This is a genomic window from Microbacterium sp. GW821-FHT01D02 (genome assembly GCF_059422585.1).
In genome coordinates this window covers 870,363-894,879 of record NZ_JBWKXB010000001.1, presented here as the reverse complement: position 1 = coordinate 894,879, position 24,517 = coordinate 870,363, and the positions used below count along the sequence as shown (strand labels likewise).

The following is a 24,517-nucleotide window of genomic DNA, read 5'->3' as shown; positions in this document are numbered from 1 at the left end:
CTCCTGTCTCCAGTCATGGGTCAGACGTCGTCCGGCAGGTCGAGCGTGGGGAGGTCGATCTCGTGCTGCGCGGCGAACCCGATCAGTTCGCGTGCCGGGGTGAGATCCATCGGGACCTCGCGCTCGACGAACCGCCGCAGACGCGGGGTGCCGGGGGCGAAGCGGTCCAGCATCTCCTCGGTGCGGTACGGCGCGAGGGTGCGGTCCGCGGCGAGGAAGAACGCGTGCGCGCCGGTGGTGGAGGCGGTCAGCCCGAGTTCGATCGCCCGCGCGGCATCCCGCACGTCGAGGTACGACCACGCCTCGGTGACTCCCGTGCGGGGATTCGCGCGGAGGCCGTCGGCGACCTCGCGCAGGCGCTCCGCCGTGTTCACGTGCGGGAACCGCAGGGTCACGATGTCGATGCCCCAGTGCCGTGCGGCCATGCGGCTCGTCGCCTCGTCGTTGCGCTTGGACAGCGAGTACCAGTCCGCGATGTCGGAGGGGATGTCGGTGTCGAGCGGGAAGTACGCCGGCACGAGCCCGGGGTGGATGTTCTGCGGCAGCCCGTACGCGTTGATCGACCCGGCCACCACGGCCCGGCGCACGCCCGCCGCCCCCGCCTGTGCGAGCACGTTGAAGGTGGACACCACGTTCGTGGAGTACACGTCGTACGCCGGGGCGATGTCGCGGTGGGCGAGGGCGGCGAGGTGCACGACCAGGTCGACGCCGTCGAGGGCGTCCGCCACGTCGGCCTCGGAGGTGGTGTCGCCGACCAGCACGCGGTCGGCCTCCAGGTGGTCGCTCGGACCGGCCGAGAGCGTCGTGACGTGGGCGCCGCTGTGCCGCAGGAGTGCGGTCGTGACCGTGCCGATCCGGCCGGATGCGCCCGTGACCAGCACCCGGCTTCCGTGCAGAGCGCTCATCCCTTGATTCCTCCCGCCGTGCCGACTCCGCGGAGGAACTGCTTCTGGAAGATGAGGAACAGCACCACGGGGATGAGAAGGGTGAGGAACACCGCCGCCATCTGCACGGCCAGCGGGGTGGGGCCCTTGGCCAGGGCGGGCAGCACCACGGAGACGGGCTGCAGCAGCGGGTCGGGGAGCACGAGCATCGGCCACAGGAAGTCCTTCCAGGCGGCGATGGCCGCGAGGAGGGAGACGACGCCGACGATCGGTCGCGAGAGCGGCAGGACGATGGTCCAGAGGATCCGGAACGGGCCGGCTCCGTCGATCTTGGCCGCTTCGAGGATCTCCCGGGGGATGGAATCGAAGAACCGCTTGAGGACGACGACGTTGAACGCGCTGGCGCCGGCGGGCAGCCAGACCGCCCAGAAGGTGTTCAGCAGGCTGACCCCGAAGACGGGGAGGTCGAGCACGGTCAGGTAGAGCGGGACGAGCGAGATCACCCCGGGGAGGAACAGTGTCGCGAGGATCGCCCCGCTGAGGACGGGGGCCCACTTCGGCTTGAGCACCGACAGGATGAACGCCGCGAGGATCGAGATGACGAGCGTCGAGATCGTCGCGCCGACCGCCACGAAGACGGTGTTCCGCAGGGACTGGCCGATCTCCGCGCCGTTCCAGGCGAGGATCAGGTTGCCCCACTCGTTGGGGGCGAAGAAGATGCCCATCGGGTCGGTGATGATGTCCTGCGTCGAGGTGATCGACGCCTTGGCGGACCAGATCAGCGGGCCGAGGCCGGCGAAGATCAGCCCGGCGAGGGCGAGGGACTGGATGATCCGGAGCCAGATGCGCACGGTGCGGCGCTTGCGGTCGGCGAAGGAGATGACCCCGCGTTCCTTCGCTTCGGCGGGGCCGCGGCGGCCGAACCGTCGGCGTCCTCGTCGGGCCTGCGTCTCCTCGGCGATCACGAGGGTCGCGGTGTCGCTGGCGGGCGCGGCGTCGTGGAGGTAGCTCATGACGGGCTCCATCTCTTCGTCGCCCACAGATACACGGCGGAGAGCAGGCAGAGGAATGCCGCCAGCATCACGCTCAGCGCGGTCGCTGCACCGAAGTCGCCGTAGACGAAGGCGTAGTTGTAGATCTTCAGCAGGATGGTCTGGGTCGCGTTGTTCGGGCCGCCTCCCGTGAACAGGAACGGCTCGGTGAAGATCTGGAACGTGCCGATGAGCTGGAGGAGCATCATCACGAGGATGACTCCCCGCAGCTGCGGCACGGTGACGCTCCACATGCGACGCCAGATGCTGGCCCCGTCGATCTCGGCGGCCTCATACAGCTCGGTGCTCACCGTGCGGAGGGCGGCGATGTAGATGATGGCCGTGGAGCCGGCGCCCGCCCAGGTCGCATAGAGAACGATCGATGGCATCGCGAGGGCTTCGGAGTTCAGCCACGGCAGGGGGCCGAGCCCGATCCAGCTGAGCATGGTGTTGAACATGCCGGTCGTCGACGGATCGTAGAAGAACTTCCACAGCAGGATGGCCGCCACCGGTGGCACGATCGCCGGCAGGTAGGCGAGGGCGTTGTAGACGCCGTCGTATTTGCGCAGCTCGTTGATGAGCACCGCGAGGATGATCGGAACGGGGAACCCGAACACGAGCGCGAGGAACGCGAAGTAGACGGTGTTCAGCACGGCCTGTCCGAGGCCGGGATCGCTGAGCACGTACTCGAAGTTGGACAGACCGACCCAGCTCGGCTCCGCGACCAGGTTCGTCTTCTGGAAGCTCAGGACGAGTCCCTGCAGGATCGGGCCCCAGCTGAAGTACGTGAAGATCAGGACGACCGGTATCGCGAACAGGACCGAGGTGAGGCCGCCGCCGTGGAACCACGTGGAGGGGGTCCGCTTGCGTCGGGGGGAGGGCGGGGGCGTGGCCGGGGAGGGGGATTCCTGCGGCGGCGTCGCGGCGTGGACAGTGGTGCTCATATGAACCTCGATGCTCTCCGCGGGTATCGGACTCGGACTCCCGAGGAGCGGAGTCCGATACCCGCGTTGATGATCAGCGTCCGGCCTGGGCGATGATTCCGTCGACGGTGGTGGTCGCCTCGGCGAGCACCGCATCGATGTCCGCGTTCTCGTCGGTGAGGATCTTCTGCACCACCGGGTCGAGTGCGGCATACGTCTGCTGCGTGGCCGTCGGCGGCTCGGCGATCAGCGGGAGGGTGGACGTGATGTACCCGTCGAAGTGCTCTCGCGGCACGTCGATGTAGTCCTTGATCCATCCGAGGTAGCGCTCGTCGATGTCGTTGGCGACGGGAGGCAGACCCGGGATGCCGACGGGGTTGCCCGCCGCCTGGTCGCTCTTCGCACGGGCGACGGCGTCCGCTTCGTCGAAGTACTTCTGGAACTCGTAGAACTTGATCCACTTCGCGGCGGCGAGCAGCTCGTTGGGGGAGGCCTTGACGTTGAACAGCTTCAGTGTGCCGCCGGTGAGGGTGCCGTTGGTGCCGTTCGCCTGGGGCAGGGCGCCGACACCGAGGGCGTCCTTGTCCATGCCGTACGTCTGGATCGCCGGCTGGTAGATGTCCGGCGCCTGGAGGACGATGCCGATCTTGCCCGCGGCGAAGTCCTGTCGCACCGCGTCCTGGTCGTAGAGGAACTGCTCGCCCATCGAGTTGTCCTCCCAGCGCATGTCGTGGAGGAGCTGGAGGGCCTGCTTGGTCGCGTCGCCCATGACGGACTTCGTTCCCGCGTCGTCCTGGATGCTGCCGCCCATCGAGTACGTCATGGTCGTGAGCATCCAGCCGCCCGTGTTGTTCTTCGTCATCTGCGCGTAGCCGGTGACGCCGGGGACCTTGTCGGAGATGGTCTTCGCGTACTCGCGGACCTCGTCCCACGTGGTGGGCGGGGCATCCGGGTCGAGCCCGGCCTTCTCGAAGAGCTCCCGGTTGTAGGCGACGCCGACCGAGAAGAGCCCGGTGGGGATGGCGTAGATCTTGCCGGAGTCGTCGGAGACGTTCTTGAGGGCGAGCGGGTTGAGGTCCTTCACGAGGTCGAGTTCCTCGAGGTACGGAGTCATGTCCGGCACCTTGTTGTTCGAGATCAGCTCGTGCGCGTAGGTGAGGGAGACGCCCATGACGGTCGGCAGCGTGCCGCCGGCGAGCTTCGCCTGGAAGGTCTGCGCATCCCACGTCTCGGTCGACGGCTTCAGCGTGATGTTCGGATTCGCCTTCTCGAACAGTTCGATCTGCTCGTCGAAGGCGGCGCGTTCCTCGGGCTTGTCGGCCGTCGGGTAGTCGCCGATCGTGATGGTGACATCGGCCTTCGGGTCGAGGTCACCGCCTGCGTCGGGGGTGGTGCCGGTGGAGCACGCGGTCATCGCGGTGAGTGCGACGATCGTGCCCAGCGCGGTCGTCGCGCGGAGTGCTTGTTTCCTCATTGAAACTCCCATCGTGGTTGCAAGGTGGTGCGGATCGTGCAGGCATCGATGCCTTGCAGAGACTATAAAACCAAGAGTGTTATTAAGTCAACGATGGTTTCGGAATGCTTGTGGTGCAGTCCGGGCCGATAGTTGCGCTTTCGCAACTATCGGCGTATGGTTGACCTCGATCAACTTTCTACGCAGGAGCGTTTCCCCTTGACAGACATCTCATCCGCAGCCCCCGAGACCACGCGCTCGGCACGCGAGGTCTTCACCGCGATCTCCGGCCTCATCGTCGGCATGTTCGTCGCCGTGCTCTCCGGCACGGTCGTGTCGACCTCGATGCCGGTCATCATCGCCGACCTCGGCGGCACCCAGTCGCAGTACACCTGGGTCATCACCGCGAGCCTGCTGGCCACCGCGGTCTCCACCCCGATCTGGGGCAAGCTGGCCGACCTCGTCGACCGCAAGGTCCTGGTCCAGATCTCCCTCATCCTCTTCACGGTCGGTACCGTGATCGCCGGCTTCTCGACCGACACGAACATGCTCATCGCGGTCCGCGTCATCCAGGGCATCGGCGTCGGCGGCCTGATGTCGCTCGTCATGATCGCCGTGGCCCTCATCATCTCCCCGCGTGAGCGCGGTAAGTACATGGGCGTCGTCGGCGGCATCATGGCCCTCGGCACCATCGGCGGCCCGCTGCTCGGCGGCCTCCTCACCGATGTGTGGGGCTGGCGCTCCAACTTCTTCGTCGGCGTGCCGTTCGCGATCCTCGCCCTCGTGCTGCTGCAGTTCACCCTGCACCTGCCGAAGCCGCAGCGCGACACCAAGGTCTCGATCGACTACTTCGGCATCGTGCTCCTCGCCGTCGGCGTCTCGACCCTGCTCATCTGGGTCTCCATGGGCGGCAACCAGTTCGACTGGGACTCCTCGACGAGCATCATGCTCGCCGTCACCGCCGGTGTCGCGATCGCGGCCTTCATCGCGGTCGAGTTCTTCGTCAAGGAACCGATCGTCCCGATGTCGCTGTTCCGCAACCGCACCTTCACGCTGTCGGTCATCGCCTCGATCGCGATCGGCGTCTCGATGTTCGCCACCTCGGTGTTCCTCGCGCAGTACTTCCAGCTCGCCCGTGGCGCCACGCCCACCGAGTCCGGCCTCATGACCATCCCGATGATCATCGGCCAGATGGGTGCGTCGATCATCATCGGCCAGCTCGTGAGCCGCTTCGGCAAGTGGAAGGGCTGGATGCTGACCGGCTCGGTCCTCGCGACGGTCGGTGTGAGCCTCATGGCCACGCTCCGCTACGACACCCCGTTCCCGCTCGTCGCCGTCTACATGTTCGTGCTCGGTGCAGGACTCGGCATGGTCATGCAGAACCTGACCCTCATCGTGCAGAACGACACGGCTCCGCAGCAGCTGGGCGCGGCCTCGTCGAACGTGAACTTCTTCCGCACGATCGCCGGCACCATCGGCGTGACCGTCATGGGCTCGCTGCTGTCCACCAGCGTCGCGACGTACATCACCGACGGGCTCGACGGTTTCACGCCGACGTCGCCCGCCGAGCTCGAGGCGCTGAAGCACCTGGCGTCGGGTGACGTCCCGAAGGTCGGCCAGCTGCCCGACACGATCCGCGCGATCGTCGAGAGCGCCTACGGGCACGGCATCGCCGACGCCTTCATCATCGCCATCCCGCTCGCCGTGATCGCCATCATCGCCATCGCGTTCATCAAGAACAAGCCGCTGTCGACGAAGAACGCCGCCGAGCAGCTGCGCGAGCAGGCCGAGGAATCGATGATCGAGGTCTCCGAGGCCGAGGTCGGCGTCCCGCTCTCCACCGGATCCATCCGGCTCGAGGGCACGGGTTCCGCCCCCGCCACCGGATCGGTGCGCGTGCTCGAGCGTGAGCGCGAGGACCGGGACGGGGAGCGCTGACATCATGGCCCCTGCCGCGGTCGTGCCGACGGATGTCGACAGCGCGCTCGGCGACCTCCAGGCGCACCTGAACCTCATCTTCGCGAGGACCAGGTCGCTGTGGAAGGAGTCGGCGGCCCGGGTCCACCCCGAGCTGCAGGTCGCCGGGTACAAGCTGCTGACCTTCATCGATCGGGCGGGCACGGCGAATGCGCACGAGCTCGCCGAGCGGTTCGAGATGGACAAGTCCGTCATCAGCCGCCAGGTGCGGATGCTGGAGGAGCTGGAGCTCCTCGAATCCCACCCCGACGAGCGAGACGGACGGCTCCGGGTGCTCACGGTCACGAGCGCGGCGTGCACGGCTCTCGCGGAGGTCCGCCGTGAGTACGGCACCCGCCTCCAAGCCGTGATCGACGAGCTGACTCCGGACGAGATCCGGGCGGCATCCAAGGCCTTCCGTCTGCTCGCAGAGGTCTGACCCGAAGCCCCGCTGTCACGAACGACAGCGGGGCTTCGCCGTACACTGACGAGCATGAGCGCCCCTTCCGACGCCCCCGCTGAGCCCTCTGCTGAGACCCCTGCTGTGAGCCCCGCCGAGACCCCTGCGTCCGCCGCCGGATCGGCCCTACTGGGGGATGCGGAGCTCGATCAGGCCGTCACGCGAGTCGAGCAGGAGCTGGGGCGGCTCTTCGCCCGGATCCGCGTCAGCTGGCGCGAGGCGGCCGCGACCGTGCACCCCGACCTGCAGCCGCTCGGCTACCAGGTGCTGACCTCGATCGCGACCGGGAAGGCGACGTCCGCCGGCGCCATCATCGAGCGGCTGCAGACCGACAAGTCGGCCGTGAGCCGACAGGTGCGCCAGCTCGAGCAGCTGGGACTCGTCGAGAGCGTGCCCGACCCGGATGACCGTCGCGCACGCGTCCTCGTCGCCACCGATCTCGCCCAGGAGCGCATCGCCCTCGCGCGCTCCCGATACGAGGGGCGCATCGGGGAGCGACTGCGCCGATGGACGGCGGCCGACCTCGACCACTTCGCCGACCTGCTCGCCGGGCTCGGCGGCAACACCGGCGAGTCAGGCGACGCCGGCTGAGCGCCAGATTCGGGCGATCACGTCGAGCTGGGCCGGGTTGTAGAGATCGAGCATCGCCTCGATCACTGTGCGGGCCAGCGCGGACTGCTCGCGCACGCTCGCCGGCACAGCGCCTTCCGGCAGCGGATGCTCCGCGAGGAGCGTCGCCGTCTGCGGGGCGAGCAGGTCGGCGATGCGCTGGCGGGTCGCCTCGTCGGCGTCGGCGTCGAGGGTGTCGAACTCGTCGGCCGCCGGAGTGCGAGCGGAGCCGCGCAGAAGCGCACTCCAGTGTGGAAGCCCCTCTTCTCCGGCCATCTGCGTGATCACTGCGTACAGTGACCGGTCTGCGGGGGAGAGGGCGGCGTCGCGGGCGGCGACGGCCGCTTCGAAGGGCAGATCGGTCTCGACCGGGGTGCGCCGCAGCTTGGCGACCTCCTGCTGCGCGCGTTGCAGCTGGGCGATCCGCGCGACGAGGTCCGCCTCGACGGCATCCAGGGTGCTCTCCAGATCCTCGGACTCGTGCATCACCTTCCCGATGCTCGCGAGCGGCAGGCCGAGCCCGGTCAGCCGTCTGATCTCGAGCAGGCGCACGAGATGCTCCGTGCGGTAGGCCTTGTAGCCGTTCGACATCCGTTCCGGCTCATCGAGCAGACCGATCTCGTGATAGTGGCGGACCGTCCGCAGGGTGGTCCCGGCGAGCCGGGCGACCTCGCGTGTGCTCCACGCCATGCGGTACCTCCTTTGCTCGTCTTGAGTATGCCGCAACGGCACAGTGTCTGCTGAGGTCGCGACTCCGCGCCGGACGGAGTCGAACGGACGAGGAAAGGCACGACATGGCCTTGGAGAAGAATCGAGACGGGCGAGGTCGGCCGCGACTGGTCTGGCCGCTGGCGGCAGCCGTCACGTGGGTGGCATCGCTGGTCTGGGTTGCCGGTCAGATCGGGGTTGCCGGGGTAGGAGCGGGGCTGACGCTGTCGGTCTTCGTCACCGCCCCGATCGTCGCCGTCTTCCTCTGGCTGGACCGCTGGGAGCGCGAACGCCCCAGTCTGCTGTTCTCGGCGTTCGTGTGGGGTGCGTCGGTGGCGGCGTTCTGCTCGATCTGGTCACAGCAGTGGCTCCATGCCCTGGTCGACCTGACCTTGGGCACGGATGCGGGGGCATGGATCCGCCCGCTCCTGATCACGCCGATCACGGAGGAGGTGCTGAAGGGACTTTTCCTGGTGTGGCTCCTCGTGCGTCGACGGCGCGAGATCACCTCGGTCTTGGACGGCATCGTCTATGCGGGGTTCGCCGGGGCCGGTTTCGCCTTCACGGAGAACAGCCTGTACTTCGGCCGCGCCCTGACTGACTTCGCGTCCGCGGGCACGTCCGACGTCAACGCGGTCGCTGTGCTGGGCGTGACGTTCTTCCTGCGGGTCGTCATGGTTCCGTTCTTCCACTCCCTCATGGTGGTGCTCACCGGTATCGGTGTCGGCCTCGCGGCGACCGGGAGGGGATCCCGCGTGCGTGCGCTGCCCGTCGTCCTGGGGATGCTGGCCGCCGTCGTCCTGCACGGCGTCTGGGACTGGGCTGGTCTCGCCAGCACGGACCCGTACCTGATCTACAAGATCTACGGCGCCGTCATGGTGCCCGTCTTCCTCGCCGTGCTCGTGCTCGCTCTCATCCTCCGTCGTCGCGAGGGAAGGATGGTGCTCGCCGGGCTGCCGATCCTCGCGCGCGACGGCGTCATCGCAGCCGGTGAGCTGCGCCCCCTCGGGAACCTTCGCGAGCGTCGGCGCTGGCGTGCGAAGGTGCGGCGGGATGCAGGGCGAACGGCCGCCCGAGCCACCGCCCGTTACCAGGCGGCGGCAAGTGCGCTCGCGATCCGCGTGGCTGGGGAGCCGTACGGCGACGACGCTCGGCTCGTCTCGCAGCGGGAGGCGGTCGCTGTCGCACGCTCCGCGATGCGTGACGCTGCGCGACGCGACGGGGAATACAAGACCCGGACGGAGCCTTGACTCCCACTGTGACTCTCTTCGAACCGGCCGTCTTCGGCGCCCTGCAGCTGTCCAACCGCGTCGTCATGGCGCCCCTCACCCGCACGCGCGCGGATGACGACGGGGTGCCCACCGGCGTCATGGTGGAGTACTACCGCCAGCGGGCGGGGCAGGGCCTCATCACCTCCGAGGGTGTCTGGCCGGCGGTCGAGGGCAAGTCGTATCCCGGGCAGCCGGGCATCGTGACGGCGGCGCAGATCGAAGGCTGGCGCCGCATCGCCGACACGGTGCACGCGGCCGGCGGCACGATCGTGATGCAGCTCATGCACGGCGGCCGCGTGGGGCACCCGGACATCTCCGGGCAGCCCCGCGTCGTCGCGCCGAGTGCGCTCGCCGCACCTGGCCAGACGCGCACGCCCCAGGGGAAGGCCGATCTGCCCGTCGCCCACGCCCTCACCCTCGACGAGATCCCCGAGGTCGTGGAGCAGTTCGCCCAGGCCGCACGCAACGCGATCGCCGCGGGCTTCGACGGGGTCGAGGTGCACGGGGCCAACGGCTACCTCGTCCACGAGTTCCTGTCCCCGGTGTCGAACATCCGCGAGGACCGGTACGGAGGGTCGCCCGAGAACCGGGCGCGCTTCGCGATCGAGGTCACCACGGCCGTGGCTGCCGCGGTCGGCGCGGACCGCACCGGAATCCGCCTCTCGCCGCAGCACGGCATCCAGGGAGTGCTGGAGGAGGACGACGCGGATGTCCGCGCGACGTACACCGCGGTCGCCGAGGGGCTCGCGCCGCTCGGTCTCGCCTTCATCGACGTGCTCCACGCCGACCCGAAGAGCGAGCTCGTCCAGCGCATCCGGCGCACGGCGGGCGCGCCGCTGATCGTGAACACCGGCTTCTCGGTCGCCACGACACGCGAGGCCGCCGAGGCGCTCCTCTCCGACGGGTTCGCGGATGCCGTCGCGGCCGGACGCCCCGTGATCGCGAACCCCGACCTCGTCGAGCGCTGGCGCCAGGGTGCGGAACTCAATGAGCCGCGGCCGGAACTGTTCTACGGCTCGACCGCCGAGGGCTACATCGACTACCCCTCGCTGGAGGACGCGCGCGCGGGCGTCTGACCCGCCGCCGAGGCTCGCACGCCGTAGGCTCGGGCCATGTTCACAGGATTCGTGGGTTGGCACTTCGTCATCATCATCGTCATGTACCTGGTGGTGCTGGCCGTGGTGGGGGCGGCACTGTACGTCGTGGTGAGGCTCGCGGTCCTGCACGCCCTCAAGGCGCACACCCGATGGCTGAACCAGGAGTCGCCGCCGCGCGTCTCGGACGTGTGAGCCCTTCGTCGGATGTGTGAGCCCCGGTCCCGTGGAATCGGGGCTCACACGCGGCACCGTCAGTCCGCCACGATCATGCGATCCAGGTTCACGTAGTTCGTGCTGCCGCTGCCGACGTCCATCCGAAGGTCGATCCGGTTGTATCCGGCGACGAGGGGCACGCTGACCGTCTTCGTCTGCCAGTCTCCCCAGCTCGATGTTCCGGGGAAGGCGACCCCGGTCGAGGTCCCGTTGACCGTCAGTGCTCTGACCGCGTTTCCGGCGGCCGCCGTGTAGTGGAACCGGAGCTCGTAGGTACCGGGATCGACGACGTTCGCGTGGAAGGTGACGCCGGAGCCGTCGCCGATCCACCCACCGATGTAGCCGCGGGCGCTGTATCCGCTCTGGCTGCTCTCCGAGATCACGCCGGAGCGCTCGGCGTTCTCGGCTTCGTACGTGCGCGTGCCCTCGACGGGACCGGCGTAGCCGTCGGGCGCGGCCTGATGCATGATGGCGACGCTCGCGGCTGCGGCGAGGCTCTGCGTGGCCGAGGTGCTCAGCTCCGGGGCGGGGGCGGTCAAGTCGTAGGCCCCGATGCCTGCGCTGTTCAGGTGGTTCGCCGCCTGCGTCGCGTTGTCGGTGAGCACCTGTTCGTACTGGGTCTGACCGCCCTCGTCGATGAGCGCGCGGATGTTGCGCGTGAGGATCGCCTTGAACCCGCCGGTGTCGTCCACGCCCTCGCGCAGGAAGGTGCCCGAGGAGGTCAGGTTGTCGACCGCCCAGTCCACCGCCGCGACAGCCCGCGCCAGCTGTGTCGGGTCGCCGGAGTCGAGGTGCATCTCGAGCGCGGCCCCGGCGTAGTTGCCCTGGTTGTAGGTCCAGTCCCAATCGACGAACTGCCCCGTGCCCTCGATGTGGTCGCGGAGCTTGCCGTTCACGTAGAAGTTCGAGTCGAGCCAGCTGAACAGGCTCTGCGCCATGGTCTTGTAGGTGGGGTCGCCGGTGGCGGCGTAGATCCTCATCGCGGTGTAGACGGCGGTCGCGTTCGTGGCGACGTTCTTCTCGTTGCGGTCGCCGTCGCCGATGTCGACGTTCTTCCACCAGATGCCTCCGCCGTACGTGGTGTCGGCGTACTGGGCGATGAAGTCGAACATCTCGATCGCGTCGTCGCGGTACTCGACGTCGCCCGTCAGCTCGAAGGCCCGGATGGCTCCGCGGGCCCACCACCCGATGTCGTCGTTCCAGTCGTTGTCCCGGAAATCGGGGTACTGCGTCTGGAAGCCGTCGTAGACGTCGTCGATCATCTGCCGCGACTCGGCGCTGCCCGTGCGCTCATAGACGTCCATCACCATCTCCCAGAGCTGCGCCTCCCACCAGTAGTCGGTGTAGAGGCCGCCCTGCGGTCCGTGCGCATGTTCGGGATGGATCTGGTGGTCGCTATAGGTGAAGAAGTAGTTCGCGCTGTCGTCCCAGTAGACGTCGACGAAGTCGCTGAACGAGTCGGCGGCCTGCGGAGCGGTGAGTGCCTGGGCCGGCTGAGGCACCAGGAGAGCGCCGACGAGCAGCGCAGTCCCGGCGAGGACGGTGGGTCTCTTCATTGAAATCTCTCCTCCAGAAATAAACATATTGAATGCGGTCAAGGTATCCCCGTCTTGGCGGGCGCACAAGGTTTCCGGCGTCGCAGATTTCTCAATCCACATATTTAAAGCTTTTAATAGACGGATTTGGATTTTCGTCCTATACTCGGCCGTGTCGCCCAGTGCCGGGCGAGTCCTGACACCTACCGAGGAGCACCGTGGCTCACACCCATTCGGCCTTCGTCCAGTCCGTCGTCGAGCGCGTCGAGGACCGAGTGGATCCGGCGATCGCCGACGTCTTCGCTCGCTGCTTCGCGAACACTCTGGGGACGACGCTGACCGAGATGCCGGACGGCACCCTCTTCATGCTCACCGGTGACATCCCGGCGATGTGGCTGCGGGATTCGACGGCGCAGCTCACGCCCTATCTGCACTTCGCGGCCGAGGATCCGGGTATCTCCGACATGATCGCCGCCGTGTCCCGTCGCCAGATCGAGTACATCCGCCTCGACCCGTACGCCAACGCCTTCAACGCGGAGCCGAACGGCGCCGGGCACCAGTCCGACCTGACCGAGCAGTCGCCCTGGGTGTGGGAGCGCAAGTACGAGGTCGACTCGCTCTGCTACCCGGTCCAGCTCGCTCACGACCTCTGGAGCGCGACCGGACGGACCGACCATCTCGGGGCGGCGTTCGCCGATGCCGCCCGTCGCATCATCGCGCTCTGGCGCACGGAGCAGGACCACGACGCCCGCTCCCGCTATCGGTTCCAGCGATTCGACTGCCCGCCCAGTGACACCCTCGTCCGCGACGGCCTCGGAGCAGCCACCGCACCGACGGGTCTCACGTGGTCGGCCTTCCGTCCGAGCGACGACGCCTGCACCCACGGGTACAACGTGCCGGGAAACATGTTCGCCGTCGTCGAGCTCTCCCACATCGAGGTCATCGCCCGGGAGGTCCTCGATGACGGCGACCTCGCCGGGAGCGCGCGTGACCTCCGCGCCGAGATCGAGCGCGGCATCGCGGAGCACGCCGTGACCGCCGTCGCGGGGCACGGCGACATCTACGCCTACGAGATCGACGGCCGCGGCGAGATGCTCCTCACCGACGACGCGAACGTGCCCAGCCTGCTCTCGCTGCCTCTCCTGGGCTGGTGCGGGACGGATGACCCGCTCTACCTCGCCACGCGAGGATTCCTCCTGAGCCCGGCGAATCCCACCTACGTGTCCGGTGCGCTCGCGTCGGGCACCATCGCGCGCGGCATCGGCAGCCCGCACACGCCGGAGGGCCACATCTGGCCGATCGCGCTGTGCGTGGAGGGACTCACGACCGGAGACCGAGACGAGAAGGAGCGCATCCTCCGGCTGCTGCTCGAGACGGATGCCGGCACCGGACTGATGCACGAGTCGTTCCTCGCCACCGACCCCGGCGTCTACACGCGTCCCTGGTTCTCCTGGGCCAACGCGATGTTCTGCGAGCTCGTGCTCGACGTGGCCGGGCTCCGCACCGTGGTGCGTCGCCCACTCACGGAAGCACGACCGGCATGAGCGCGCCGACCGCGACTCCGCCCCGGCCCGCACCGGGAGCGGCGCCGAGCCAGCGGACCGAGACGACGCCGCCTCGCCGCCGGAGAGGCGGCAACCCGTCCGCGAGGCAGATGACGCGGAACGCCTGGCTGTTCCTCCTCGTTCCCGGCGTCCTGTTCCTCGTGTTCATGGCGCTGCCGATCGTGATGGCCCTGGTGCTGAGTTTCACCGACTATGCGATCGTCGGCGATTTCGAATGGCTCGGGCTCGAGAACTACGCCGAGATCGCCGTCGACCCGTTCTTCTGGATCGCTCTGCGGAACACGGTGTACTATACGGTCCTCTACGTACCCGCGGGACTCGTCGTGGCCTTGGGCACGGCGATGCTCCTGAACCGACGGCACCGAGCGGTCCGCCTCTTCCGCACGCTCTTCTACATCCCGGTCGTCGCGTCGACCGTCGCGACCGCCACCATCTGGTTCTGGATGCTGAACCCGCAGAACGGGCTCCTGAACGTGGTCCTCGGCTGGTTCGGCATCGACGGCCCGGCGTGGCTCTACGAGTCGCAGTGGGCGATGATCGCGATCGTCATGATGAGCGTCTGGGCGGGTTTCGGCGCGAACATGATCATCTTCCTCGGGGGACTGCAGGGGGTGCCCGGCGAGCTCTACGAGGCGGCACGGCTCGATGGCGCGAACTCCTGGCAGCAGTTCCGGTACGTGACGCTGCCGTCGCTCACCCGCACGACGTTCCTCGTGTCGACGCTGCTCATCATCGGTGCCTTCCAGGTGTTCGACCAGGCGTACGTCCTGACGAAGGGCGGCCCGGGGAACTCGACCGTCACGATGGTCTACTACATCTACAACAAGGGCTTCGGGGCCCTCGAGATGGGCTACGCGTCCGCCCTCTCGTTCGTGCTCTTCCTCATCATCCTCGTGTTCTCCCTGCTCAACGCGAAGCTCACGAACAGGAAGGACGTCTGATGACCAACACGCTCAACGGCGGTCGGGCCCTGGAGACGGCGCTCGCGGCGAGCACCGCCGTGCGTCCGATCCCGACGACCCGACGCAAGACCCCGAGGCAGCGCCTCGGCACGATCGGCTGGTACGTCGGTGTGGTGCTGCTCAGCATCGTCACGGTCGCCCCACTGGTGTGGACCATCTCGACATCGCTGAAGCCGGCCACCGAGATCCTCTCCGGCGCGCTGAACCTCATCCCCGCGAACCCGACCATCGAGAACTACCTCCAGGTGTTCGAGGAGGTGCCGTTCGGGCGCTACTTCGTGAACTCCCTCGTGCTCGGCGTCGGCGGAGCGGCGACGAACATCTTCTTCGGGGCTCTCGGGGGATATGCCCTCGCGAAGCTGCGGTTCCGGGGCCGTGCGGCGGTGTTCGCCGTGTTCCTCTCGTCACTCATGATCCCTGGGATCATCACCATGATCCCGTCGTTCCTGATCCTGCGTTCGATCCCGTTCGCCGGCGGCAACGACGTTTTCGGACAGGGCGGACTCGGGCTCATCAACACCTACTGGGCCGTCATCATCCCCGGCGCTGCCGGCGCCTTCGCCGTGTTCTTCATGAAGCAGTTCTTCGAGACGCTGCCCGACGAGCTCGGAGAGGCCGCGCGCATCGACGGGGCGAGCGAGTTCCGGATCTTCGCGATCATCTACTTCCCCCTCGCGAAGGCGGGACTCGCGGTGCTCGGCATCATCAGCTTCCAGGCCGGCTGGAACAACTTCCTCTGGCCGCTCATCGTGCTCAACAGCCAGGACATGATGACCGTCCAGGTCGGACTCGCGTCGTTCGTGAACAACTACGAGACCGCTTTCGGCCCGCTCATGGCCGGCACCGTCGTCGCAAGCCTCCCCGTGCTCCTCGTCTTCCTCTTCGCCCAGCGCTACATCATCGAGGGCGTCGCGCACGTGGGGACGAAGTAGCTCTCGTCCGCCGCACCAGCATCCCTGTCCGAACCTTCCCTCAGCACACCCGAGCACCATCCGAACCACCAAGGAGATTTCGATGAAGAAGCATCTGCGAGCCCTCGCCCTGCTGGGCGCGGCGACACTGGCGGTGACCGTGGCCGGCTGCTCAGCCGGTGACACCGGCGCGGGCGACGGCCCCGAACCCGTCGTCATGTGGGGGTCCTGGTCCGGCGACCAGGTGAAGCAGCTCGAAGAGCAGGCCGCGCGGTTCAACGATTCGCAGGACGAGTACGAGGTCAGCTACGTGCCGCAGGAGCTGGTCGAGGAGAAGCTGCTCACCGCGCTGGCCGGCGGACAGGTGCCGGATGTGGTGCTCTGGGACCGCTATCAGACCTCGCTCTACGCGCCGAAGGGCGCCCTCGCGACGATCGACGAGTTCGTGAAGGAGGACGACATCGGCACCGGAGTCTTCTACGAGCCGGCCCTCGGCGAGATGGAGGTCGACGGCAAGCTGTACGGCCTGCCACTCCTCGTCGACAACCGCTCCCTGATCTACAACCAGTCGCTCCTCGACGGAGCAGGGGTGACCGCTCCGACGAACTGGGATGAGCTGCGGACCGCGGCCGAGGCCCTCACCGTGCGCGACGGCGGCAAGCTCGCCCAGGCGGGCTTCGACCTCAGCGACCCCGGTCTGTTCAGCATGTATCTCGCCCAGGCTGGCGGAAAGCTGCTGAACGACGACGAGACGAAGACCGCGTTCAACAGCCCCGAGGGGCTCGAGGTGCTCGACTTCTGGCAGAGTCTGCTCGACGCGGGGGTCTACGAGCAGGGCTTCGGTGACACCGGCGACGCCTTCGCCGAGGGGCGCACCGCCATGAAGCTCGATGGGCCCTGGGCGCTGTCGACTCTCGACAAGGTCGACGGACTCACCTACGGCGTCGCCCAGCCTCCGGCGGGCCCGGATGGGGACACCGGTGCGTACATGGGCGGCTTCGGACTCGTCATCCCCGAGGGGGCGAAGAACGCCGAAGGTGCGTGGGAGTTCATGAAGTGGTGGACGACCGAGGCCGAGAACGGCGTCGCCTTCGGTGAGATCTCGGGCTGGATCCCCGCCAACATCGATGCCGCGAACGACCCGTACTTCACAGAGGACGAGCACTACGCCGCGTTCATCGAGACGATGAACTACGCCCAGGCCCGCCCGAACGTCCAGGGCTTCTCGGACGTCGAGGGCAAGGCCCTCGTGCCGGCGCTCGAGCGCTTCCTCTCCGGTGAGATCTCGGCGAAGCAGGCGCTGTCGGACGCTCAGACCCAGGGGGATCAGATCCTCGCGAAGAACCGCTAGGCCGGTATCCGCCCGCTCTACCCGGTCGGGCGGCGGCCTCCCGGCTCGTCGCCCGACCACCCGCACGTCGCCCCGGCGACACAGGAAAAGGAATCATGACCAGCACTCCCGCGCAGACCTGGTCCGCACATGCGGACGTCGCCCAGCGCAGCCTCGACTACTTCTTCGGTGTGGCGGGCACGCAGTACCTCGCCAACAGCCACCCGCACGATCGCGGGAACACCGAGGTGTTCAACTACTGGTGGCTCGCTCACGTGATCGATGCGCGAGTCGATGCGTGGGCGCGGACCGCCGACCGTACCTGGCTCGCGGAGGCTGACCGCGCCAGAGCGAACATCATCGAGCGCAACGGCGGTCAGCTCTTCAACGACTACTTCGACGACATGCTCTGGTTCGCGCTCGCGCTGGAGCGGATGCACGCGGCGACAGGGGAGCAGCGATACCTCGATGAGGCCATCGCGATCTGGGACCACGTCGTCGCCGAGGGATGGAATGAGACCCTCGGCTGGAGCCTCGCATGGCGCAAGCAGCAGCTCGCGTACAAGAACACCCCGGCGAACGGGCCGCTGGCGATCCTCGGGGTGCGGCTCAGCCGCGTGGATGCCTCCCGCGATTCCCTGACGTATGCGCGGAGGGCGTTCGACTGGCTGACGGCGAACCTCGTCGGCGCCGACGGGTTCGTCGAGGACGGGATCAACCGGAACGACGACGGAGCCGTCGACGCGCAGTGGCGGTTCACGTACAACCAGGGGCTCTATGTCGGCGCGGCCGTCGAGCTGTATGCCGCGACGGGGGAGCGCCGCTACCTCGAACGTGCGGTGCAGACCGCGGTCACCGCTGTGCGGGAGCTCAGCGACGGGTCGGTGTTCCGCGACGAGGGCGACGGTGGTGACGAGGGGCTGTTCAAAGGCGTGTACTACCGCTATCTCGGTGAGCTCCTCGCCGTGCTGGCGGGGGAGGACGGCTTCGAGGACGAGCGCGGGGTGCTGGAGAGCTTCCTGCGGGCGAGCACCGACGTCCTGTGGGCGAACGGGCAGGTCGACGGTCTGCTGCGTCCGGGCAACGACTGGTCGGAGGCGCCGGCGGAGTGGATCCCGTACTCCACGGCGCTCAGCGCGATCTTCGCCGTCGAGCAGCGTGCCCGGCTCGAGGCTCGTGCCGAGGGAGCCGATGCGGTGACGGTCGGGGCGGATCGCGCCGCCGAATAGTCCCCTGTCGCCTCGTCGATGCCCATCGTGCTGCCCTCGCAGCCCGATGGGCATCGTGCGTCAGGAGCGAGGGGCGGCGGTCGAGGCGCCGAGCACGAGTTCGGTCGGCAGGACGACCTTTTCGATCGCGTGCGGAGCGGAGAGCTGACGCTGCACGGACTCGACGCCCTTGATCCCCAGGTCGCGCTGCGCCTGGCGGATGTGCGTGAAGCGGAAGATCCCGGTGTCGAAGAAGGCGTCGGGGTGGTCGAAGCAGACCACGGAGATGTCCTCGGGGATGCGCAGTCCGATACGGTCGCAGGCCTCGCGCATCATCAGGGCGATGTTGTACTCCGCCGCCACGTATCCGGTGATGTCCGGGTGCTCCCGCACGAACTCGACCAGACGCTCGATGTCGTCCTCGACGGTGTCCGTGCTCCCGGGGACGGTGGAGCCGATGGTGTGCAGCTCTGCACGGTTCTCGAGCGGGAGGTGATTCGTCGCGTGCGCGTGGATGTACCCGTTGCGTCGATCGTCGCTCGAGGAGACGTGGCTCGCCGAGCTCACGAAGCCGACGGTCTGGTGCCCCAGCCCGAGCAGGTGCTCGGTCGCCGTGCGTCCGCCGCCCAGGTTGTCCGAGCACACCGCGGAGACGGGGATGCCGTCGAAGAGGCGGTCGAGGATCACCACGGGGAATCGTCGGGTGACGAGCTCGAGCGCGGCCGGCGGGATGTACTCCGACGAGCTGGGCAGGAGGATGATCCCCTCGACGCCCGCGTCGACGAGGGCGCGGATGCAGGCGTCCTCCTCGGACAGATCGCCGCCGGAGCGCTTGATGATGATGTGCGTGTCGGCGCCGGCGGCCGCGAGGATGCCCTCGATGATCTTGTTGCCGAAGGTGTCGTCGAAGCTCGTCAGGACGCAGCCGATCAGACGTGCCGAGCTCTCCGGGTTCGCCCCGGCGCGAGCGATCGTGGGGGTCGAACTCGTCACCACGGTGCCGATGCGGGGGCGGCGCATGATCATGCCGTCGGTGCGGAGCAGCTCGAGCGCGCGCTTGACGGTGATCGGGCTCACGTCGAATTGCTTCGAGAGCTCGGCCTCGGAAGGCAGCTTGTCGCCGACGGGGTAGGTTCCCTGAGCGATCGCTTCTCGCAACGACTCGTAGACCTGTTTGTAGAGCACTGTTGATCGTCCCCCTGCGCCGAATAGTTATATTAAATCTACAGCGCAAACCCGCGATCTGTCTCTTCGCGCGCGGATACGGTGCTTTCTGCCCGCCCCGCGTCACAGCACGATGTCATCCGCCGAGGTGAGGCTCCGCCATCCGGATTCCCTCGCCTCCGGGCGGTCGAGTGCATCGGCCTCGATCAGCGGTCCGAGGTCGATGCCGGTCAGTCCGGCGATGTCCGCGATCGGCACCTGGAACGTGCGGAACGCCCCGAGCGGAGGGACGGTGAGCGCCTCGCCCCGTGTGTCGACCAGGTCGGACTGATCGAGCACGAAGCCGGCGGCGGCGAGTCCGGACGGACCCCGCCACGCGGCGACTTTCCAGAACCGGAGCGGAATCCGGATGCCGCGATAGGGCGGATCGTCGTCGCCGAGGACCGGGGCGGTGAAGACCGAGAGGCGCTGATCGGTGGCCTCGGCATAGGCGATCACGTGGTCCTCCAGGCCGAGCCAGAGCTCCTTCGACTGATTGAAGCCGGCGGCCTGCGGCGCGGCGTTGGGATAGAAGAAGGTCGACTCCGTGGCGGTGCGAGCCTCCTCGGCGTCGCCCCAGCCAGGGTCGCGCCGGCGCACGAGATGACCGCGATCGAGGTCGTTCCGCGCATACACGTCTGGACCGGTCTGCTCGTCCGGCGGGAGGCGATCATCGAGCCGCCACTCGCCCGTGCGGGGCAGATCACGCAGCAGTGCTCCGTCGATGTTCACGCCCGTGACGGCCGCGAGCCGCCGCTCCGGATCCAGCAGCACGGAGAAGCGCGAGTAGGGCAGCGTGCGGACCGGCTGGGTCGGGCGCGGGAGGGGAAGTCGCGTCCCGAGGAAGGCGGGGTCGTAGCCGTCGGTCATGCTCCCATCGTGGACCCGGTCTCCGACGTGCGCACCCCGGATCGCTAATACGCATGATCGCTCCGGGGCCTCCTCTTTCCCGGGCATCGAGTCGATCGCTGGAGATCAGAGGGCATGGCGGGGGAGTGCCGGCATCGGAGCCGCTAATAATGCGCATTATCGTCTTGACCCCGCTCGACCGCAGCGCCGAGACTCAGGTGTCGTTCGGGTGAGGGCCCGACACCCGATCAAGGAGGATGCGATGCCGCATCGTCGTTTCACCCAAGCAGATGTCGCCGCCATGGCAGGCGTCAGCCAGTCGACGGTGAGCTTCGTGCTCAACGGAGGCGCCTCCGCGGGCGTCCGCATCTCGGAGGAGACGCGGAACCGGGTCATCGAGGCGATGCGCATCACCGGCTATTCGGCCAACCCGATGGCTCAACGTCTGGCCGGCGGCCGGAACCAGATCCTCGGTGTCTTCACCTACGAGAAGACCTTCCCCCGGGGAGGACAGGACTTCTACGGCGGATTCCTCAACGGGATCGAGCAGGCGGCCGAGCAGCTCGGCGTCGACATGCTGCTGTTCACCTCTGCCCGCGTGGTCGACGGACGACGTCGGCTCACCCGCGACGGCTGGCAGCGGCTGGGCATCGCCGACGGCTGCCTGTTGCTCGGTCAGCAGGAGGATCAGGGCGAGCTGCAGCACCTCCTCGACACCAACTATCCGTTCGTCTTCATCGGGAAGCGCACCAGCGAAGGACGGATGCTGCCCTTCGTCGGCGCCGACTACGTCGAGGCGACCGCCCGCCAGGTCGCGCGCCTGACCGAGCGCGGTCACGTCCGCATCGGCTACGCCGGGCCGCGCGGCACCGACCAGCCGACGCTCGACCGCATCGAGGGTTACACCCGCGCGATGCGCCAGGCGGGTCTTCCCATGCGGCTGGTCGATGTCGACGACGTCGCGGACGCCGCCGACGAGATCATCGAGCGCGGACTCACCGCGATCCTCGTCGCACCCGAGCACCATCCCGAAGACCTCGCCGACGAGCTCGTCGCGCGCGGCCGCTCCGTCCCTGACGACGTCTCGATGCTGCTGCTCGGTCAGCCCCTGCACCCCCGCAAGGGCGGACGGGCCTGGTCCGGGTTCGTGGTGCCGCGCGAGGAGATGGGTGCCCGGGCTGTCGTGCTGCTCTCTCGGATCGTCGAGCAGGAGGCGCGTGCCGAGAGTGCGTCCCGTCGAGATCCCGTGCTCGACGACGCCGACTACCACCAGCTTCTTCCCTGCCCTGACATCGACGGTTCGACGATCGCCGACGTCGTCTCCTCCTCCTCCGAAAGGAACCCCGCGTGACCGAGCACGACATCCACACCGACATCCTCATCGTCGGAGCAGGACTCGGCGGCGTCGCCGCCGCCCTCGCCGCAGCGGATCGAGGTGCCCGCGTCGTGCTGACGGAGGAGTTCCCTTGGATCGGCGGTCAGCTCACATCGCAGGCGGTGCCACCCGACGAGCACCCCTGGGTCGAGGAGTTCGGGGTGACGGCGCGCTATCGCGCGCTGCGCGACGGCATCCGCGACGTGTATCGGCGCCGCTATCCGTTGACTGACGCGGCTCGAGAGCGCGAAGAGCTGAACCCGGGTGCCGGGTGGGTGTCCAAGCTCTGCCACGAGCCGCGCATCGCCGTGGGCGTCCTCGAGGAGATGCTGGCGCCGCATCGCTCGACCGGACGCATCCGTCTGCTCGAGCGGATGCGACCGGTCTCGGCATCGGTCGCCGACGACGAGATCGGAGCCGTGACGCTCTCCTCCGTGCTCGACGGGAGCGCGACGACGGTGCACGCCCGGTTCGTGCTGGATGCGACCGAGACCGGTGAGCTGCTGCCGCTCGCCGACGTCGAGCATGTGACCGGGTTCGAGTCCCGGCACGAGACCGGAGAGCCCAGCGCTCCCGAGGAGGCTAAACCCGACAACGTCCAGGCGTTCAGTGTCTGCTTCGCGATCGATCATGTCGACGGCGATCACACCATCGCGCGTCCGGCGGAGTACGACTTCTGGCGGGAGTACGCGCCAGCCGCCTGGCAGGGCGAGAAGATGCTCTCCTGGCAGGCACCGAATCCCCGCACCCTCGAGATGGGCACCCGCGGATTCGCGCCGAACCCCGGAGACGACGTCCTCGACGTCGACGCCGATCAGTCGCGCAACGCGGGCGACGCCAATCTCTGGACGTTCCGCCGCATCGCGGCGCGCGACCTCTTCGCCGACGGGTTCTATGCGAGTGACATCTGCCTCGTCAACTGGCCGAGCATCGATTATTTCCTCGCTCCCGTTCTGACGGCGGATCGTGACGAGGAGGTCGCCCACTACGAGCACGCCCGCCAGCTCAGCCTCTCGATGGTGTACTGGATGCAGACGGAGGCTCCTCGTCCCGATGGAGGGTTCGGCTTCCCCGGGCTGCGCCTCCGCCCCGACGTGATGGGATCGGACGACGGCCTCGCCCAGGCGCCGTACCACCGGGAGTCCCGCCGCATCCGCGCGCTCACGACGGTGACCGAGAACGACGTCTCGTACGCGGTGCGCGGCGACGACGGAGCGACGCGCTACCGCGACTCGGTCGGCGTGGGCATGTACCGGATCGACCTCCACCCCTCCACCGGCGGAGACACCTACATCGACGTCGCCTCCACTCCGTTCGAGATCCCCTTGGGGGCCCTCATCCCGCAGCGCGTGACCAACCTGCTCGCGGCGAACAAGAACATCGGCACGACGCACATCACCAACGGGTGCTACCGCCTGCATCCCGTGGAGTGGAACATCGGCGAGGCCGCCGGGCACCTCGCGGCCTACTGCCTCGCGGAGGACACGTCCCCGCGCGCCGTGCACGACGACGACGAGGTCCTCGCCGACTACCAGCGCGAACTCGACGGGACCGGTGTCGAGCGGCACTGGCCGGAGGGACGCGTCCACGCCTATTGAACCGATACCCCACCTGCAGAACATGCCCGATCACCATGAGCACGATCACCACGAAGGAGTGAGCATGACCCCCAACCTGACGCGCCGCGCGCGCGCCGCGATGGCCCTGGGCGGCGGCATCGCCGCCACCGCCCTCGTCCTCGCCGGATGCAGCAGCAGTCCGAATGCCGCCGAGACCCCCGACGAGCCCGTCGCCCTGCGGATGACGGTGTGGACCGCCGACGAGACCCAGCTGGCGATGTTCCAGGAGATCGCCGACGCCTACGTCGCCGACAACCCTGAACTCGTCTCGGAGGTCTCGTTCGAGCCGATCCCGTTCGAGGACTACACCACCACTCTCACGACTCAGTTGGCCGGGGGCAATGCCCCCGATCTCGGCTGGATCCTGGAGAGCTATGCCCCGGAGTTCGTCTCCTCGGGAGCGCTGGCCGACATCACCGACACTCTGAAGGACGCGGAGGGCTACGACTACGACGATCTCGTGGATTCCTCGCTCGCGCTGTGGCAGCAGGATGAGCGGCTGTACGCGTATCCGTTCTCGAACAGTCCGTTCGCCGTGTTCGTGAACACCGACCAGGTGGCCGCTGCCGGGCAACCGAACCCGGCGGACCTGGTCGCGTCGGGAGACTGGACCTACGATGCCGCGCGGGACATCTCGGCGGCCGCGTCGCAGACGTCCGGCAAGCAGGGCCTGGTGGTACGCGACTTCGACTACCGGGTGTGGGAGAACCTGGCCAGCATCTGGGGCGGTTGGGGCGCATCCCCGTGGAGCGCCGACGGCAGCGAGTGCACGCTGACCGACCCCGCCATGGTCGACGCTCTGACGTGGATCCACGACGCCGCGTTCGTCGACAAGGCCATGCCCGGCCCCGGTGTGACGGCGGACTTCTTCGCCGGAGACGCCGCGATGACGATCACGCAGATCAGTCGCGCCTCGGCTCTCGACGACTCGTTCGCCTGGGACATCGTGCCGCTTCCCGCGGGACCAGAGGGGCAGCAGAACGTGATCGGCCAGGCGGGTATCGGCGTGTTCGCCAACGCGAAGCATCCGAAGATCGCCGCCGACTTCCTCGCGTACTTCACGAACCCCGAGAACGCGGAGAAGCTCGCGACGTACTTCCCGCCGCCCCGCGAGACGCTGCTGAACGCTGACACGCTCGCCGCAGCGAACCCGCGCCTGAGCGAGGAGCAGCTGCAGGCGGTGGTGGTCGAGGGCATCCAGGACGCGATCACCAAGCCGGCGCACGTCAACTTCGCCAAGTTGCAGGATGCGGTGCGCGCCGAACTCGACGCGCTCTGGGTCGCCGACGCCGATGTCGAAGCGGTGCTGGCGTCGACCTGCGAAGCGATCGCACCCCTCCTGGAGGGCTGACCGG

Annotated in this window: 22 protein-coding genes; 14 read left to right on the top strand and 8 right to left on the bottom strand. The window is 68.0% G+C overall.

The genetic code is table 11. The features are described 5' to 3' along the window. Nucleotides 1–20: 20 nt before the first annotated feature. The 4 genes from AC07VM_RS04395 to AC07VM_RS04380 all read right to left on the bottom strand — a co-directional run bounded on the left by AC07VM_RS04395 (nt 21) and on the right by AC07VM_RS04380 (nt 4,312). Complete coding sequence (locus AC07VM_RS04395; RefSeq protein ID WP_494910124.1) at nt 21–905, bottom strand: NAD-dependent epimerase/dehydratase family protein; 885 nt, start codon at nt 903–905, stop codon at nt 21–23. Then, complete coding sequence (locus AC07VM_RS04390; RefSeq protein ID WP_267415868.1) at nt 902–1,897, bottom strand: carbohydrate ABC transporter permease; 996 nt, start codon at nt 1,895–1,897, stop codon at nt 902–904. The genes AC07VM_RS04395 and AC07VM_RS04390 overlap by 4 nt, the downstream gene beginning before the upstream one ends. Then, a complete protein-coding gene (locus tag AC07VM_RS04385) occupies nt 1,894–2,859 on the bottom strand; it encodes a carbohydrate ABC transporter permease (RefSeq protein WP_494910123.1) in 966 nt (321 codons plus the stop codon). The genes AC07VM_RS04390 and AC07VM_RS04385 overlap by 4 nt, the downstream gene beginning before the upstream one ends. A gap of 73 nt (nt 2,860–2,932) precedes the next feature. Further along, the gene (locus tag AC07VM_RS04380) at nt 2,933–4,312 is read right to left on the bottom strand and encodes an ABC transporter substrate-binding protein (protein ID WP_494910122.1); all 1,380 of its coding nucleotides are present in this window, start codon (nt 4,310–4,312) and stop codon (nt 2,933–2,935) included. A 198-nt stretch (nt 4,313–4,510) separates the two neighbouring features. Here AC07VM_RS04380 and AC07VM_RS04375 point away from each other — a divergent pair, with 198 nt between their 5' ends. The 3 genes from AC07VM_RS04375 to AC07VM_RS04365 are packed head-to-tail and all read left to right on the top strand — an operon-like array spanning nt 4,511 to nt 7,298. Next, nucleotides 4,511–6,229: an MDR family MFS transporter gene (locus AC07VM_RS04375; RefSeq protein ID WP_494910121.1), complete on the top strand. Its 1,719-nt coding sequence runs from the start codon at nt 4,511–4,513 to the stop codon at nt 6,227–6,229. Nucleotides 6,230–6,233: 4 nt separating this feature from the next. Further along, nucleotides 6,234–6,686 (top strand): MarR family winged helix-turn-helix transcriptional regulator, encoded by a 453-nt coding sequence (locus AC07VM_RS04370; protein WP_267415864.1) that lies wholly within the window; start codon nt 6,234–6,236, stop codon nt 6,684–6,686. Between the two features lie 54 nt (nt 6,687–6,740). Beyond that, entirely contained in the window at nt 6,741–7,298 is a 558-nt protein-coding gene (locus AC07VM_RS04365) for a MarR family winged helix-turn-helix transcriptional regulator (protein ID WP_494910120.1), read from the top strand. Here the strand turns inward: AC07VM_RS04365 and AC07VM_RS04360 are convergent. Next, complete coding sequence (locus AC07VM_RS04360) at nt 7,281–8,006, bottom strand: MerR family transcriptional regulator (protein WP_494910119.1); 726 nt, start codon at nt 8,004–8,006, stop codon at nt 7,281–7,283. The two genes, AC07VM_RS04365 and AC07VM_RS04360, sit on opposite strands and share 18 nt — an antisense overlap. A gap of 104 nt (nt 8,007–8,110) precedes the next feature. Between AC07VM_RS04360 and AC07VM_RS04355 the strand changes: the two genes are divergently transcribed. Genes AC07VM_RS04355 through AC07VM_RS04345 form a run of 3 tightly spaced genes read left to right on the top strand, consistent with a single transcriptional unit; the run spans nt 8,111 to nt 10,584 of the window. Then, a complete protein-coding gene (locus AC07VM_RS04355; RefSeq protein WP_494910118.1) occupies nt 8,111–9,274 on the top strand; it encodes a PrsW family intramembrane metalloprotease in 1,164 nt (387 codons plus the stop codon). Nucleotides 9,275–9,282: 8 nt separating this feature from the next. Continuing rightward, the gene (locus tag AC07VM_RS04350; RefSeq protein ID WP_494910117.1) at nt 9,283–10,371 is read left to right on the top strand and encodes an alkene reductase; all 1,089 of its coding nucleotides are present in this window, start codon (nt 9,283–9,285) and stop codon (nt 10,369–10,371) included. A gap of 36 nt (nt 10,372–10,407) precedes the next feature. After that, nucleotides 10,408–10,584 (top strand): hypothetical protein, encoded by a 177-nt coding sequence (locus AC07VM_RS04345; RefSeq protein ID WP_494910116.1) that lies wholly within the window; start codon nt 10,408–10,410, stop codon nt 10,582–10,584. A gap of 59 nt (nt 10,585–10,643) precedes the next feature. Here AC07VM_RS04345 and AC07VM_RS04340 read toward each other — a convergent pair whose 3' ends face one another. Further along, complete coding sequence (locus AC07VM_RS04340) at nt 10,644–12,161, bottom strand: glycoside hydrolase family 76 protein (RefSeq protein ID WP_494910115.1); 1,518 nt, start codon at nt 12,159–12,161, stop codon at nt 10,644–10,646. Nucleotides 12,162–12,358: 197 nt separating this feature from the next. On the opposite strand from AC07VM_RS04340, the gene AC07VM_RS04335 reads away from it, so the two are divergent. From AC07VM_RS04335 to AC07VM_RS04315, 5 genes are all read left to right on the top strand, one after another. Further along, nucleotides 12,359–13,684 carry a glycoside hydrolase family 125 protein gene (locus tag AC07VM_RS04335; protein ID WP_494910114.1) on the top strand — a complete coding sequence of 442 codons (1,326 nt, stop codon included), beginning with the start codon at nt 12,359–12,361 and terminating at the stop codon, nt 13,682–13,684. Nucleotides 13,685–13,794: 110 nt separating this feature from the next. Next, nucleotides 13,795–14,646: a carbohydrate ABC transporter permease gene (locus AC07VM_RS04330; protein ID WP_494910113.1), complete on the top strand. Its 852-nt coding sequence runs from the start codon at nt 13,795–13,797 to the stop codon at nt 14,644–14,646. Continuing rightward, entirely contained in the window at nt 14,646–15,599 is a 954-nt protein-coding gene (locus AC07VM_RS04325; RefSeq protein ID WP_494910112.1) for a carbohydrate ABC transporter permease, read from the top strand. Before AC07VM_RS04330 ends, AC07VM_RS04325 begins: the two co-directional genes overlap by 1 nt. A gap of 82 nt (nt 15,600–15,681) precedes the next feature. Further along, the gene (locus tag AC07VM_RS04320) at nt 15,682–16,929 is read left to right on the top strand and encodes an ABC transporter substrate-binding protein (RefSeq protein ID WP_494910111.1); all 1,248 of its coding nucleotides are present in this window, start codon (nt 15,682–15,684) and stop codon (nt 16,927–16,929) included. Nucleotides 16,930–17,024: 95 nt separating this feature from the next. Next, nucleotides 17,025–18,137: a glycoside hydrolase family 76 protein gene (locus AC07VM_RS04315; protein WP_494910110.1), complete on the top strand. Its 1,113-nt coding sequence runs from the start codon at nt 17,025–17,027 to the stop codon at nt 18,135–18,137. Nucleotides 18,138–18,197: 60 nt separating this feature from the next. Here AC07VM_RS04315 and AC07VM_RS04310 read toward each other — a convergent pair whose 3' ends face one another. Continuing rightward, a complete protein-coding gene (locus AC07VM_RS04310) occupies nt 18,198–19,301 on the bottom strand; it encodes a GntR family transcriptional regulator (RefSeq protein WP_494910109.1) in 1,104 nt (367 codons plus the stop codon). Between the two features lie 102 nt (nt 19,302–19,403). Then, nucleotides 19,404–20,189: a DNA/RNA non-specific endonuclease gene (locus AC07VM_RS04305; protein ID WP_494910108.1), complete on the bottom strand. Its 786-nt coding sequence runs from the start codon at nt 20,187–20,189 to the stop codon at nt 19,404–19,406. A 241-nt stretch (nt 20,190–20,430) separates the two neighbouring features. On the opposite strand from AC07VM_RS04305, the gene AC07VM_RS04300 reads away from it, so the two are divergent. The 3 genes from AC07VM_RS04300 (at nt 20,431) to AC07VM_RS04290 (ending at nt 24,513) form a co-directional block, all read left to right on the top strand. After that, nucleotides 20,431–21,519 (top strand): LacI family DNA-binding transcriptional regulator, encoded by a 1,089-nt coding sequence (locus tag AC07VM_RS04300; RefSeq protein WP_494910107.1) that lies wholly within the window; start codon nt 20,431–20,433, stop codon nt 21,517–21,519. Further along, nucleotides 21,516–23,141, top strand: a complete 1,626-nt coding sequence (locus AC07VM_RS04295) for an FAD-dependent oxidoreductase (protein ID WP_494910106.1) — start codon at nt 21,516–21,518, stop codon at nt 23,139–23,141. Before AC07VM_RS04300 ends, AC07VM_RS04295 begins: the two co-directional genes overlap by 4 nt. Nucleotides 23,142–23,205: 64 nt before the next feature. Then, nucleotides 23,206–24,513 (top strand): ABC transporter substrate-binding protein, encoded by a 1,308-nt coding sequence (locus tag AC07VM_RS04290; protein WP_494910105.1) that lies wholly within the window; start codon nt 23,206–23,208, stop codon nt 24,511–24,513. The last annotated feature ends 4 nt before the right edge of the window (nt 24,514–24,517 follow it).

What these genes read in the sequence shown, in the direction of transcription:
- AC07VM_RS04355 (WP_494910118.1), top strand. Translation starts at nt 8,111, where the DNA reads ATGGCCTTGGAGAAGAATCGAGACGGGCGAGGTCGGCCGCGACTGGTC.
- AC07VM_RS04320 (WP_494910111.1), top strand. Translation starts at nt 15,682, where the DNA reads ATGAAGAAGCATCTGCGAGCCCTCGCCCTGCTGGGCGCGGCGACACTG.
- AC07VM_RS04380 (WP_494910122.1), bottom strand. Translation starts at nt 4,312, where the DNA reads ATGAGGAAACAAGCACTCCGCGCGACGACCGCGCTGGGCACGATCGTC.
- AC07VM_RS04315 (WP_494910110.1), top strand. Translation starts at nt 17,025, where the DNA reads ATGACCAGCACTCCCGCGCAGACCTGGTCCGCACATGCGGACGTCGCC.
- AC07VM_RS04390 (WP_267415868.1), bottom strand. Translation starts at nt 1,897, where the DNA reads ATGAGCTACCTCCACGACGCCGCGCCCGCCAGCGACACCGCGACCCTC.
- AC07VM_RS04370 (WP_267415864.1), top strand. Translation starts at nt 6,234, where the DNA reads ATGGCCCCTGCCGCGGTCGTGCCGACGGATGTCGACAGCGCGCTCGGC.
- AC07VM_RS04290 (WP_494910105.1), top strand. Translation starts at nt 23,206, where the DNA reads ATGACCCCCAACCTGACGCGCCGCGCGCGCGCCGCGATGGCCCTGGGC.
- AC07VM_RS04365 (WP_494910120.1), top strand. Translation starts at nt 6,741, where the DNA reads ATGAGCGCCCCTTCCGACGCCCCCGCTGAGCCCTCTGCTGAGACCCCT.
- AC07VM_RS04360 (WP_494910119.1), bottom strand. Translation starts at nt 8,006, where the DNA reads ATGGCGTGGAGCACACGCGAGGTCGCCCGGCTCGCCGGGACCACCCTG.
- AC07VM_RS04330 (WP_494910113.1), top strand. Translation starts at nt 13,795, where the DNA reads ATGACGCGGAACGCCTGGCTGTTCCTCCTCGTTCCCGGCGTCCTGTTC.
- AC07VM_RS04385 (WP_494910123.1), bottom strand. Translation starts at nt 2,859, where the DNA reads ATGAGCACCACTGTCCACGCCGCGACGCCGCCGCAGGAATCCCCCTCC.
- AC07VM_RS04300 (WP_494910107.1), top strand. Translation starts at nt 20,431, where the DNA reads ATGCCGCATCGTCGTTTCACCCAAGCAGATGTCGCCGCCATGGCAGGC.
- AC07VM_RS04325 (WP_494910112.1), top strand. Translation starts at nt 14,646, where the DNA reads ATGACCAACACGCTCAACGGCGGTCGGGCCCTGGAGACGGCGCTCGCG.
- AC07VM_RS04305 (WP_494910108.1), bottom strand. Translation starts at nt 20,189, where the DNA reads ATGACCGACGGCTACGACCCCGCCTTCCTCGGGACGCGACTTCCCCTC.
- AC07VM_RS04340 (WP_494910115.1), bottom strand. Translation starts at nt 12,161, where the DNA reads ATGAAGAGACCCACCGTCCTCGCCGGGACTGCGCTGCTCGTCGGCGCT.
- AC07VM_RS04345 (WP_494910116.1), top strand. Translation starts at nt 10,408, where the DNA reads ATGTTCACAGGATTCGTGGGTTGGCACTTCGTCATCATCATCGTCATG.
- AC07VM_RS04395 (WP_494910124.1), bottom strand. Translation starts at nt 905, where the DNA reads ATGAGCGCTCTGCACGGAAGCCGGGTGCTGGTCACGGGCGCATCCGGC.